Annotated in this window: 18 protein-coding genes and 1 pseudogene; 2 read left to right on the top strand and 17 right to left on the bottom strand. The window is 50.9% G+C overall.

Going from position 1 to position 12,300, the window contains the following annotated elements; all coding sequences use genetic code 11:
* Position 1 precedes the first annotated feature (1 nt).
* From MM194_RS02230 to MM194_RS02165, 14 genes are all read right to left on the bottom strand, one after another.
* On the bottom strand, positions 2–799 hold the full coding sequence (locus MM194_RS02230) for a hypothetical protein (protein WP_241342510.1): 798 nt from the start codon (positions 797–799) through the stop codon (positions 2–4).
* Position 800: 1 nt separating this feature from the next.
* Positions 801–1,100, bottom strand: coding sequence for a hypothetical protein (locus tag MM194_RS02225; protein WP_241342509.1), 300 nt, complete (start codon positions 1,098–1,100; stop codon positions 801–803).
* On the bottom strand, positions 1,097–1,432 hold the full coding sequence (locus MM194_RS02220) for a hypothetical protein (RefSeq protein WP_241342508.1): 336 nt from the start codon (positions 1,430–1,432) through the stop codon (positions 1,097–1,099). The genes MM194_RS02225 and MM194_RS02220 overlap by 4 nt, the downstream gene beginning before the upstream one ends.
* A 5-nt stretch (positions 1,433–1,437) precedes the next feature.
* On the bottom strand, positions 1,438–1,920 hold the full coding sequence (locus MM194_RS02215; protein WP_241342507.1) for a hypothetical protein: 483 nt from the start codon (positions 1,918–1,920) through the stop codon (positions 1,438–1,440).
* Positions 1,910–2,872 (bottom strand): hypothetical protein, encoded by a 963-nt coding sequence (locus MM194_RS02210; protein WP_241342506.1) that lies wholly within the window; start codon positions 2,870–2,872, stop codon positions 1,910–1,912. The genes MM194_RS02215 and MM194_RS02210 overlap by 11 nt, the downstream gene beginning before the upstream one ends.
* Before the next feature lie 4 nt (positions 2,873–2,876).
* Positions 2,877–3,209: a hypothetical protein gene (locus MM194_RS02205; RefSeq protein WP_241342505.1), complete on the bottom strand. Its 333-nt coding sequence runs from the start codon at positions 3,207–3,209 to the stop codon at positions 2,877–2,879.
* Between the two features lie 16 nt (positions 3,210–3,225).
* Positions 3,226–3,393, bottom strand: coding sequence for a hypothetical protein (locus MM194_RS02200; protein WP_241342504.1), 168 nt, complete (start codon positions 3,391–3,393; stop codon positions 3,226–3,228).
* Positions 3,394–3,397: 4 nt separating this feature from the next.
* Positions 3,398–4,711 (bottom strand): hypothetical protein, encoded by a 1,314-nt coding sequence (locus tag MM194_RS02195; protein WP_241342503.1) that lies wholly within the window; start codon positions 4,709–4,711, stop codon positions 3,398–3,400.
* Between the two features lie 4 nt (positions 4,712–4,715).
* On the bottom strand, positions 4,716–5,051 hold the full coding sequence (locus MM194_RS02190; RefSeq protein ID WP_241342502.1) for a hypothetical protein: 336 nt from the start codon (positions 5,049–5,051) through the stop codon (positions 4,716–4,718).
* 241 nt (positions 5,052–5,292) lie between these two features.
* On the bottom strand, positions 5,293–5,628 hold the full coding sequence (locus MM194_RS02185) for a hypothetical protein (RefSeq protein ID WP_241342501.1): 336 nt from the start codon (positions 5,626–5,628) through the stop codon (positions 5,293–5,295).
* A 67-nt stretch (positions 5,629–5,695) separates the two neighbouring features.
* On the bottom strand, positions 5,696–6,850 hold the full coding sequence (locus tag MM194_RS02180) for a hypothetical protein (protein WP_241342500.1): 1,155 nt from the start codon (positions 6,848–6,850) through the stop codon (positions 5,696–5,698).
* Positions 6,843–7,451: a hypothetical protein gene (locus MM194_RS02175; protein WP_241342499.1), complete on the bottom strand. Its 609-nt coding sequence runs from the start codon at positions 7,449–7,451 to the stop codon at positions 6,843–6,845. Before MM194_RS02175 ends, MM194_RS02180 begins: the two co-directional genes overlap by 8 nt.
* Positions 7,448–7,873 (bottom strand): hypothetical protein, encoded by a 426-nt coding sequence (locus MM194_RS02170; RefSeq protein WP_241342498.1) that lies wholly within the window; start codon positions 7,871–7,873, stop codon positions 7,448–7,450. The genes MM194_RS02175 and MM194_RS02170 overlap by 4 nt, the downstream gene beginning before the upstream one ends.
* 2 nt (positions 7,874–7,875) lie before the next feature.
* The gene (locus tag MM194_RS02165; protein WP_241342497.1) at positions 7,876–8,823 is read right to left on the bottom strand and encodes a hypothetical protein; all 948 of its coding nucleotides are present in this window, start codon (positions 8,821–8,823) and stop codon (positions 7,876–7,878) included.
* Positions 8,824–9,390: 567 nt separating this feature from the next.
* On the opposite strand from MM194_RS02165, the pseudogene MM194_RS02160 reads away from it, so the two are divergent.
* A pseudogene (locus MM194_RS02160) lies at positions 9,391–9,510 on the top strand (bifunctional phosphoribosyl-AMP cyclohydrolase/phosphoribosyl-ATP diphosphatase); the annotation flags it as partial.
* A 189-nt stretch (positions 9,511–9,699) separates the two neighbouring features.
* Positions 9,700–9,999: a hypothetical protein gene (locus MM194_RS02155; protein ID WP_033131752.1), complete on the top strand. Its 300-nt coding sequence runs from the start codon at positions 9,700–9,702 to the stop codon at positions 9,997–9,999.
* A 303-nt stretch (positions 10,000–10,302) separates the two neighbouring features.
* On the opposite strand, the gene MM194_RS02150 is transcribed toward MM194_RS02155, so the two are convergent.
* The 3 genes from MM194_RS02150 to MM194_RS02140 form a co-directional block, all read right to left on the bottom strand.
* Positions 10,303–10,941, bottom strand: a complete 639-nt coding sequence (locus MM194_RS02150; protein ID WP_241342496.1) for a pentapeptide repeat-containing protein — start codon at positions 10,939–10,941, stop codon at positions 10,303–10,305.
* A gap of 2 nt (positions 10,942–10,943) precedes the next feature.
* Positions 10,944–11,570 (bottom strand): CatA-like O-acetyltransferase, encoded by a 627-nt coding sequence (locus MM194_RS02145; RefSeq protein ID WP_241342495.1) that lies wholly within the window; start codon positions 11,568–11,570, stop codon positions 10,944–10,946.
* 101 nt (positions 11,571–11,671) lie between these two features.
* A complete protein-coding gene (locus tag MM194_RS02140; protein ID WP_241342494.1) occupies positions 11,672–12,259 on the bottom strand; it encodes a TetR/AcrR family transcriptional regulator in 588 nt (195 codons plus the stop codon).
* Positions 12,260–12,300 lie beyond the last annotated feature (41 nt).

Raw genomic sequence — 12,300 nt, 5'->3', positions numbered from 1 at the left:
TTTAAAGGATGACCACGTTGGCAGGTTCTAGCTTGGCCGCGTAACGCTGATTGAATGCGCTGGTATGGACGCTGGTGGCCCACTCTTCACCGCCCAACTCGTCATATTCCACTGTCACGGCCGCCGCCCATGGCAGGTCGACAGTAGTCAGGTAAGTAGCCGGGGTAATGTCAGACCCGATCCCCATCTGGGCGCTGTAGTTGGTCATGAATTTGCCGGTGATTTCTTCAACCGTCTCAATAGGATACTGACTCCCACGAGCACGGGTGATGGTGACCCGGAAATTGGCGTTACCTTCGATGGGAGTTGTCCAACGGATGGTCACTGGCTGGCCGTTGCTGATCGCGGTGGGGTATTCGATGTCCCCCTCCAGGAACTGGCCCGCTGGCCACAGCTCATCCCGGATGGTGGTCGCTACCAGTTCAGAGGCCGCGGGGGGGGCATCCACGCAGATGGCCACAATGCCACGGGTATTGATATCAGGTACCCGCAAGGTGGCCTCGAACCCCAGCTCGGCGAAACGCTCAGAGACCCGGGAGTGCAACACCGCGGGGCGCTTTATCTGCTCGTTTTCCTTGGCGATGGAGCCGAGCACCGCGTCCAGCGCCTCCAGGGTCATCTCACCATTTTCCACCTGCAGCTGGATGGCGGCATAGGCTATCTGATATTCATAGCTGCCGCGCCACTGCGAGATGGAGATGTTGGCCTCCGGGAAACGGGTGATAAAGGCCTTATAAAAGCTGTACTCAACCCGAGCGAAATCCAGTACGACCGGTACGCCATCAACAAAAAGGAACATATTAGATACCTCTGGACAGGGTGGCTTCTTCTGACAGCAGCCTGCTGCGGATAATGAGGGTGAAATCTGCCACCTCGAACGCCTGATCCAGCACCACGATGCCTTGCAGCATGGCCTTCTGGTTCAAGTAAGAGAGGAAAGAGCCGACCGGGATCTCCACTTCTTGGGTCTGGAAAAAATCCCAGTCCAGGCCGTAATCCGGCAGGTAGTAGGCCGAACCGACCTGCTTGTGGAAGAGGTTTTCCAACCGGTGGGTTTCGTGCTGCTGGTTTATCAAACCTGTCACGCTGGGTTTGTTCATCGGATCTCATACTCCTGTAGTGCGTCGGCAAGGGCCCGAGCCTCTGCCCCGATGGCCTGCATCTCGGCATTAACGGCCATGCCGACGGAGGGGATGGCAAAGGTAGCCACCTCACCCATGCTGGCCAGCTGGTTTGCCAGTTCGCCGAGGCGAGCCAGCATAAAGGCCATGTCCACCTGGGTGTCGGTGAGATAGCGGCACACCGATTCCCCCACCAGCACGAAACCGTCTGAATCGGCCTGCCCGGCCCCCAGGATCACCACATCATCGGCTCGCACGAACTGCTCGCCCTGCAGGATCTCGACCACGCCAGCCCGGACGCGGGCGATCACTATCCTCACTCTTTCCATAACTGCGCCAACCTCATAAAGTCCATCTGGCCGTAGAACACCCGCCGGGTCAGGTCATACTCCCCATGGACTGCCACACAGACCCGGTCGGGAAATTGGGGCGTGGGGTAGAGCCCATACACCTGCGGAATATGATCGGCCTGGATCCCCAACCGGCTCTGGCCGATGGCGCGCGATGGCAGATAGAGCCCGCTGGCGACATCCATGACCACGCCCTTGCTCACCTCGACCCCGAGCTTGAGCGCGTGCAGGGTCTGGGTCGCGCTATCAAACGCACGGGTGGCCAGCGCCACCTTTCCCAGATAAGCGGCATCCTTGATCAGCCCCCCCGGCACGGCATCATAGGCGGTAAAGGTCCAGCCAAAGGCGGACGAACGCACCTTGCCGACGAAGAGATTGAGGAAGAGATCCAGCTCCAGGCTGTGGGGCAGCAGCTGATAATCATCCCGGATGGTGGCATCAACTTTCACGCTTTATCCCCAGATAGAGGCTGTCGCCATAGCGCACCAGCCCCAACGGGGGGCGGTACTTGAAGGGCTCCCTGGACTCCAGGGAGATATTCTGCCCGCCATAGGCCACCCCCTGCATATTGCGCTTGGCACCGGTGCGATCCTTGCTCTCCACCCGGAAGATCTGATAGGGCTGGCGTTTGATGGTCTGCTCCGCCTCGAAGTGCGGCACCGGGATGGCATCGAGATAGTCGCGGGTCGCCACCAGATAGAAGTCATAAGCGGGATCGAAATCGGCCAGGGTGGCCTGTGCCTGTTCCAGCGGGTCCGACGATTTAGCTGAGGATTTACCAGAGGAGTCGAGAGTCTTGGAATCGGTCTTTGGGGTCTCTTTTTCCAAGACAACGACAGCGTCGGTAACAGTTTCCAGTGTCAGAGTGACCATTTCCTTTTGGGAATTGGTCACGGTAGAACGATTGATACCGATAAATTTTGCATCAAAAATGCACATGGTGGCACTGAAAAAGCAAATACGCGGCACATCGCCAGCCTTCAACGGTGCGCTGTTGGCAAGAGCGTGCAGAATATCGGCAATGGTCGATATATTGCTGACCGACGATTTTATTTCAAAATTTAATGTAATAGTATTGTTGGCTGGGGTGGTTGTCGTGGTGATGACACTTCCCCCATCTTTATTGGTTGTTTTTTGTGTTATCGACTCATTACGATTATCCGTGGTGCCACCGGTATAATGAATAGGATAGAGGGCATCGTCGATAGGGATAAAAAGGCGCCGCTTCTTTTTTGATACATCAGAGTCAAGAAATTTATCAAGAGCGTTGTCAAGCCAGCCATTTTCGGCACCAGTCACTTCTCCAAGCTGCAGTGATAATGCCCCGAGATGTTGATTATAAAAGTTCGGCACATCATCAATTGCGATACCAAGAATTGGGGTTGCGCTTTCTAATAGCATAAGATCACCTATTAAACAAGTTGCATTTTTTTTCAAACACATTCATTATTGCAATATTAGTCTCTATTTCAGCCTCGATTTTTTCATTTTGCTTTTTATATTCTTCATCGTAGTAATTGACAACCTTGGTTGTCGTTTTATTCCCTTCCGTTATGCTAACCAGCTCAGATGGTGGAGCTTTTATCGTCCATTTAAGGCTTTTAGCTTTTTTTCTTGCATCATAAAGATCAGATTGTGCCTGTCGATATTCATTGTATCCATCGCACCGGCCATACATAATTGTTTGACATCCCATCATGGAGAGGCAGACAAGTGATATGAAAATTATTTTTTTCATTTTAAACCCAATTTAATTAATGCATTGGTTTTAGTGTGTTTGTCCATTTTTTATCAAGCCAGCCGCCTTCGGCATCGGTCACCTCACCCAGTTCTTGCGAGAGTGCGCCGAGATGCATATTATAAAAATCAGGCACGTCGTCAATGGCGATGCCCAAAATAGGAATAGCATTTTCTAATAACATGACGTCACCAACTATATAATGTGCATGCTTTTTCGAATTCTTTCATCTTTGCATGATGAAAGGCTTTTTTCCTTGCAATCGCTTCTCTTTCCTCTTCCAGAGGATTAACTAACACTGTAGTTGTCACCCCATTTTTTTCTGTGCTGACTGCTGTTAATGACGATCTTTTATAGGCGAAAAGAATATCTTGCTGTTTCATTTCTGCGCGAGAATATTCTGCGTATTCTTTTTTATACTCTTCATAACCAGGGCATCTGAAATACATCGTATCAGCAACAAAGCCATTGGCACAACCCGTTAGCGCCCCCCCAAAGAGCACAATCATCATCATTTTTTTCATATTCACCCCATTGACTAACCAGTATCCATGGCCAAAACCAAGTTTATAAAAATAGTATAAGCACCCATCGTCATTGGTATAGTGCTTTATCACAATATGCCAATGACGACGAAAAATAAGATTGCTATACCTCTCCTGCATATTGCGCTTGGCACCGGTGCGATCCTTGCTCTCCACCCGGAAGATCTGATAGGGCTGGCGTTTGATGGTCTGCTCCGCCTCGAAGTGCGGCACCGGGATAGCGTCGAGATAGTCGCGGGTCGCCACCAGATAGAAGTCATAAGCGGGATCGAAGTCGGCCAGGCTGGCTTGCGCCTGTTCCAGTTGGTCCGACGATTTAGACCGGGTACTGCCCGATGAATTGGCAAGGCTGGGGTCTTGCTTTTTGGCATCCTGCTTTACTGGGGCTAGCAGGGTATCTTCTTCAATACCGAGCTCCAGGCTGACCATCTCCTTTTCGGAGTTGGCGACGGTTTCCCTCCTGATACTTAAGAAATCCGCATTAAGAACGCACATCGTTGAGCTGAAAAAGCTAATTCTCGGTACATCCCCCGTATGTAGCGCATCACTCTTGGCGATAGCGTGCAGGATATCGGCGATGGTGGATAAATTGCTGAGCGATGATTTAATTTCAAATTTCAACGTTACCGTATTATAGGCAGGGCCAGTGGTTGCTTTCGTTCTACTATTACCCTGTTTATCAGACACCTTTTGTGTAACAGAGTCATTTGTTTTATTTGCTATGCCGCCGGTATAGTGAATCGGATACAAAGTATCATCGATAGGAATAAAGAGGCGTCGTCTTTTATCGTTAACATCTGAATCAATAAACCGATCAAGAGCATAGTCAAGCCAGCCATCTTCAGCGCCAGTCACTTCACCCAATCTATGCGATAGTGCCCCAAGATGCTGATTGTAAAAAGAAGGCACATCATCAATCGCAAGGGCTAGGATAGGTACTGCATTTTCTAACAGCATAATATCACCATTGATATATTGAGCAGCTCTTCTTAAAGGCCGCAACTTCAGCCTCTAGCTCCGCCACCCTTTGACTAAGTTCGTCTATTTCGTCATCCAGCGGATTAACTAGAAAGGTCTTGGTAACATTGCCTTCGGTCACTGTTATCGCCTCCGGTATGGCACGGTGAGACGAATTTCTAAGACCAATTAGCTTAGGCCTTGCACCACCCAATTCATTGGCTGCCTTTTTATATTCATCATACCCTTCGCAAGTTTTAAATTTTTCATGTGCAATAATGCCATTAGCACACCCCATAAGCATAAGCCCAAGGAACACGACTACCATCAGTCTCTTCATCTATAACCCTTCCGCCTGTTAATATTTATCGCCATGATTTTGTAAAGTATGGCATGACTACCCATCATTATTGGCATGTTGCCCCATCACAACATGCTAATAATGACTGATATATCTTTTCAAGATAACGCTGACCTCACCTCGTTTCTGCGATAGTGCGCCGAGATGCTGATTATAAAAATCAGCGCATTATCGATGGCAATACCCAAAATAGGAGTAGCATTATCTAATAGCATGATTGTCACCAACTATATAAGGTACAAGTTCTTTCGAATTTTTTCTTCTTCTCAAGCAACGTGGCCATCTCCTTTGCAATCGCCTCTCTCTCCTCCTCCATAGGATTGACAAGCACAGTGGTCGTGACGCCATTTTTTTCTGTTGCGACTGCATTTAATGGCACCCGGCTATAGGCGAACAAAATATCTTGCTGTCTCATTTTTGCGCGCTGATATTCTCCGTACACCTCTTTATACTCTTCATATCCGGCACACCGGCTATACCCCATTTCTGCAATTGCACCATTGGCACAGCCTGTGAGCATTATTCCAAGGAACACGACTACCATTAATCTCTTCATTTGTTCCCCTTCATTTTATTAACCATTCTCGCCATTACTTCGTAAAACACAGCATGACGAACCATCATTATCTCCCCCTGGGGCTATATGCCAGGGACGATAACGGTGAGAGTGGAGAGGTATTCCCGGTGACGTAATGGGCTTGACCTCCGGTGGATCTCCGGGCTTCATTTTCGGCTTGTTGTCTTGCCGCCTGCACCGGGTCGCCCATCTTGGTAATAATTTCATTCAGCTTGGTGATGGTCTCTGCCGTATTGCTCACCAACGCCGTCATCGCCTCCTGATGGGAAGCTTGCGCGGTATTGGCGGCCCCCAGATTTTGCTGGAAGGGCTCGATAAGCGTTCGCTGCTCCTGAGGGACCCCCTCCTGCCCACTAAAATAAGCGCCGATGTCACCGCCACTGATCGACTCGTTTATCATCTCTCGCTGTGAGAGTGCTTGCTCGACCCCACTGCGGCGGAATGTGTCAGCCAGTGCGATCTCTTTGTCAGTGGAGATGGTGGCCCTGTTTGCCTCGATACTCGCCTTTGCCGGATCTGCCGCGCCAAAGATGTCATGGGTCTTGAGTGTGCCGGTGGCAGATCCTGCCCGTTTTTTCTCAAGCAGCGTCATCAGGGCGCCGACGTTTTCGCCACCTACTTCCAGTTTGCCCAGCCAGTAGAGCTGCTCCTTTCCCGAGAGGTTGCCAATGGACGCGAGTACGGCCCCGACGCGCTCCTCTGGTTTAAGCTTGGCGAACTCTTTGAGCATCGGGTTGCCTTCAAATTCCGATTTGCTGATTGCGGCGCTGAGCGTGACCAGCAGCTCACTTAGCCCTGCCCGATCCGCCATCCCCGTCTTTGCCATATCCAGGGCAAACTGCTCTAGTTGCACGTCAGATAATCCGGCGGCGCGGCCGATTACCCTCTCTTGCGCGGCGGTGGAGTGGCCAAGGTGGTCCGACATCGTGGCCCCGGAGTGGATCGATTCATCCAGCAACCCTGCGGCGTGACGCTGGACGATCCCGCCCGCCATGCGACTGGCGGCTCTGGGACCAACGCCCAACCCCATCAAACGTCTTGAGGTGTTCAGGTCTATCCCGCCCTCGTTGCGGATGGCGTCCGCAAGGTCCCTCTCTATCTGCTTGCTCAGACGTTTGAAGGCGTTATCCCGCGTGTTTATCGACCGCATTAGATCAGTGCGGGCGATATCCGGTGTGATCAGTAGTTCAGCGTCAGCCACGGTTCACTCCTTTGAAGCAGTTCTTGATGGCCAGGGACAGCAGCTCACCCACTCCCATGGCGGGGGCCCGGGTCAAGATATCGGCAGCCTCGGCTTTTACGTCCAGGCGCTTGCCATCCAGGGTGGAGAGCTCCGTGGCCGTGACCAAAGACAGATCAACATCGACCATGGAGGCGGCCAGCAGTGTTTCCAGCAGCATGGGGGTGAGCTCAGACAGCGCGATGTTGCCCATATTCGCCCGGCTATATGGGATGCCATTGGCATCGCTGTGCACGGCCAGGAGACGCACCACTTCATCATCGGTGAGATCGGCGAAGGTCAAACATTCCAACAACGCCATCTTGCGGGCATCGGTCTCTTTGGCTTTAAAAGCGGCGATGCATGCCGCTTGGCTCATTGGCTGCGGGATACTGTTGACGTTGAGGCCCAGGATAAAGGCACGCAACTCATCGACGGTTTCCAGGCTGACAGCAGCGGCAAGCTCCTCGGAAAAGCGCCGGGAGCCTGCGCGATTTTCTTGGATGAAAGGCAGGTGAAAGGCGACTTTGTTGTATACCAGCCAGGCCGATACCCCCTTGACACCGACCAGCTCCTTCATCATGCAGTCGGCCCTTGGTAACTGAAACCATTGGGCGGCGTAGACAACTTCAGGGGCTGGTCAAGTGCGGCCTCACCTGTGCCGATGGTCTGGATCACCGGGTTATTACACAGCAGGGAGTCGTTGAGGTCGTAACGCTCGTTGGTACTGGCGTCCAGTATCATCAGGTCAAAGCGGGTTTGCGCCTTGAATGCCTTCTCGTATAAAGACAGCAGCTCTGGCTGCATCCCTCTGACCACCATATCGGCGGTGATAGAGCTGGTGGTGCCGGTGCGATAGGCGATGCCTTTACCGTGACCTTGCGGACTGACGGCCAGCTCATTCTGGCGTGGGTCGACGATGGCGATATTGGTCACGTATTCGTGGTGATAGTTCACACCGTTGAAGGTGACGGTAACGGTAGCATTTTCGATGGTGATGGACATGATTACCCCTGAGTCTGGAAGGCATCCATCCGAACGCGCCACAACGCGACGGAGGGTGATGTAACAAGATTACCGGCGACCGTAAATGCTTCCGGCGTGTCGATAACGGTGAGTGAGTTCTCTTTGTCAGGGTCGAGGTAGCCCATCTCGATAAATTGGTTAATGACTTTCAGCCCCAGGCGGGCCAGCTCGTTGCGGCTCACCGCCACATTGAACGGCTGGTTTACCGCCAAGAAACTCGCTTGCTGGTACTGGATGGTCAGCTCGACTTCCTTGCTGATGTATGGGGTGGTGATGGACAACCCACCGGCGGCAAAGAAACCAAGTCGATTGCCGTTGTCGTCATCTTGCAGCCAGAAACTCACCCGCGCCTCGAAGAGGCTCTCACAGATACCCAGGGTGCCTGCCAGGCCCAGCAGGTTGGTGGTGGTAATGTATTGCTGGTTGCGCCATGTGCCCGCACTCAACAAGCGACCGAAGGCAAACAGGGGATTGTAGGCACTCAGCGAGGCGCCCACGTGCCCAAAGAGGCAGAAATTAACCACCGAGGCATGAGGTGCATTAGCAAGGTCATCGGAGACGGTACTGCGTACACCGCCCCAGGTTGCCGTATTGGCGATAAAGCCGTCGATGTCGATGGCATGATGACCAAAGAGGGTGTACCACTCCCCTTCGCGCCCCTCAATCAGGGCTGGCAGCTCAGCAATATCCGATACGCGGATAAGAATGATGGACGACAGGCCACCATCAAAGGCGCCTTGCAGCTCAGCAGCATGAGCCGTCAGCGCTGCCAACTGCGAGGGGTCAGCGACGATGGTCACGTCAGCAGGTGTGGCTGGCACATCGTGCAACACGACGACGGCTAGCTTATGCAGAAACCCGAACGAAGGGGGCGGCAGGCTAGATACCTGACTAAATGGAATAGCATAATCGAGAAGAATATTTGCCATCAGTGGCCGTCTCCATGCAGGTGAATATTGTATTTATTTAATACAGCAATATAAGGTGTAGGTAACTGCTCTACTTTTTAACTGAAACCATTCATTATCTATGAATTTGGTTATCGTGAATAAATTTCTCTGCCTTTATTACTACAGATTTTTCAGACATAAGGGATTTCATGTCGAATTATTTCACGACATTAATACCAGCTAGCAACTCACTTAAAGCCATAAATAGACTCAAATCAGGTCTATGGAACAGATGATAAACCTGTGCTGGTCAGTTGACATTTTTGGCAGCTATGGATGGAAGGCTGGTACAGCTTATTGTATGAAGACTTCGATCGCAGTGCACTATTGCTCAATATCATCATCTTAATCACCTTCATCTACGCCCCGTATGAAGCATCTTTTTCATAAAATACAGGAAATTCAGTACGAATAAATAAGGAGACCAGACAATAAACACGGCATTCAGGCCCCATACAGACCCAGTTCAAAATACATACATAAAGTCATTTTTAGGATTCTTTTTAATCGAAAAGAGCGATAAGACACTGTATTAAGAAAGCACCACAACACGTGATCAACGAATCCATTTTGACCCAGATCTACCACCTCACGGTGCTGCTGCAAAATGAAGGGCTGGGCCTGCAGGATGTGGTACAGCGGCTCGCCGAGCGCCATAACAAGTAGTGTTTCAACGGATAAACAGAACGGGCCATTGGCCCGTTTTTTGTGCCCGCTATTTGGCAAGGACAAGCCGCTGGGCGGTTGACTGAAGCTGGCCTGAACAAAGGGACCTTTTAACGCCGCACATGGGGTCTGCCCAGCGGGAATGCCCCCATGGATAATGGCGCCATACCGTCCAATGTCAGAGGTTCTATGAGCAAATATCAGTTCTTCCGCCTGGGACAAGATCCCGCCAGCGTCACCTTCCTGCTGATGTCATCGCCTTCCTTCTTGACGGCCAAGGCGCAACTGCTTGAGCAGGGGTTTGAAGTGGTGGGGGATTACATCGAGGCAAGCAGCGATCGCGAGGCCCTCGCCGCCTTCCGCAGCGGCATGATCGAACCCCTGACGCAATACACCAAGGCCACCGAGGAGGGAGGGCTCTATTACTTCATCACCGGCCTGTGGGAGGCGCTGAGCAAGCGCATAAGGGGCGCCAATCCTCCGCACTGAGAGTGCGCCAGGATGACAGGCCCGCGCAAAACGAAAAGCAGTGCCTGCAAGATGTGGTGCAGCGCCTCCGTGAGCGGCATAACAAATAGTCGGTGTATTGATATCCGACGGCTCACCCGGCTTGCCTTGCCCCCTTGAAGGGGGGCAGTCGTGAGGATGTCAACAACCAACAATAGGGAGGCATAATGTCTCCCCATTTACGCCGGGCAAGGTTTTGCAGTCACATAAGGGTTTCACCCCAGCTCATTGGTCGACTTGAATAAGCAAACATCAGAGTGAAATCCATAGGCTCCTATCTGGCTTTCAATCAAACAGCTCGAATCCAAAACCATCCAGCAAATGGATTGCCTCAAGCCGTGTGAATTTAGTCCCTTTCAGGTGATTGTCCCGCACATCGATACGGTAATTTGTCGCCTCCCTGAAATCAGTACCGTTCAGATTGGTATTGCCGAACATGCTTTCAGTAAAATCCGAGTATGAGAAATCGGATTTGCTGAAGTCGCCACCTCTGAAGTCGGCTGCCCTTACCTTGCACTCCTCCATGATCATGCCAGGCAATTTAAGACCAAAAAATGAGGAGTCATTTAAAATAGATTTTTTGAACATGAGCTGCCCAGGCACCACAAACCTTGACCACTCGGCTTTACTCCAGTCAACCCCGATAATTTTACACTCTTCGTAAAGCACGGCTAAAAATCGGCTGCTATCAACTCGGAGGTTGCTCAGATCTGAATTTTTGAAGATGCAGTCAACGAATTTGCAACGTTGAAAATGGGCACCATTGAAGGAGCAATTCACAAAGACACAGTCTTCAAATACTTTTACGTAGATATGGGTGTCGGCGTACTTGAGACCATTGAACTCTTCTTGGTAATACTCGGCGATGCCGTCATCTATTCTATCTTTCATATTGAGCCTTATTGCGATAATTCTGTCATTCACGCTCAGTCTTCATTGAGTGCTGCTTGCAGTTTTTCGAGAAACCTGCCGATATGAATGCCATCAACAAAGGAGTGATGCACCTGCACGGAAAAAGGCAGCATGACACGGCCCTCTCTCTCGGAATACTTTCCCCAATTGAAAAGAGGGATGGCGTTCTCTTTGTCTCCGGAGAATGTATGAGACAGTTGCGTATATGAGAACCAAGGTAGCGGTGAAAATTGAAAAACATTGCCCCCCGCTGGCGCTGTAAAATACGCCTGTTGTGCAAGCGTGGCCTGCTGCGCCGCCAACACATAGGTCTGCAGCGTATCAGTCAATGGGGCGTCAACAACCTTGAATAACTCTGTTTCCTTGTCAAGGTAAGTAAACACAGTATTGATTTGATCGTATAGCACCACGCGCCCATCCAAGAATCGGTAGCGAAATGCCTCTACTTCATTTGCACACCTGGCCGTGACGAATATCATGGCAAAGGTGAAGGATGTCTCCAGCTTGCGGATTTTGTTTATAAATTTCGTCACATCCAGCTCAACGGTCACGCCATAGAGTGGATTGCTGAAATTCTTGAAAATATTGCAATGGAGTGCACGTCCCCACTTGGTTTCATCAACCAGGAGATAGTTTGACACAGCGAAACAGCTTGTTTTAAATGGGTTTAAAAAAGCTTCACATCAAAAGCTGGTGATATCAACATTGCTTAAAACAGCAATCCAATATCAATAAATCGTTATCAGGCTGGCTTGCCATCGATCAAGAGCTGTATCGCTTCACCATAATGCTCGGCAATAATATCGATTGGCGTTGCCAGCAGTGTTTCGTGCTGGATAACGGCCAATGAATTGATAAGCCCGCCCATCTGGGCTGACACAAGATGGGCTCTCAATTCAGCATCCCGCCCAGGCAAACGTTGCGCCAGTTGCTCAACGAATCGAGTTCTAACGACATCCTGTAAACGGGCTCTTATGGTCTCGCTGTCAGAGGCCTGAACCAAAGACACATAGGAACTCATTTTATGTTTGATATCGCCGGAGATCAGTTCAAGAACGATACGGTATCCCATGCCATCCAATGAACCTGTGAGTGCTTTTTCACAAAAGTCGCTGATAGCCAGCGCTTCAAGAAAAAGCTCCTCCTTGGAGCCAAAATAGCGGATGAGCAATGCGGGATCGACCCCGACTTCCTTTGCGATGGCCCTGAGCGACGTCGCTCTGTAGCCGGTTGAAGAGAAAAGTCGTCGAGCAACATCCAGGATCAAGGCTTTGGTTGTGTCAGCACCACTCAATTTCACCACCTCCTCGGTAACAGCATCCTTGATCATATTTCCTTCCCTTTCCAAGCCGTCATGATGAGCGATTTTAG

The sequence above is a fragment of the Aeromonas sp. MR16 genome, assembly GCF_022549315.1.
GTDB lineage: Bacteria > Pseudomonadota > Gammaproteobacteria > Enterobacterales > Aeromonadaceae > Aeromonas > Aeromonas aquatica.
This window is presented reverse-complemented; position numbering and strand designations above follow the sequence as displayed.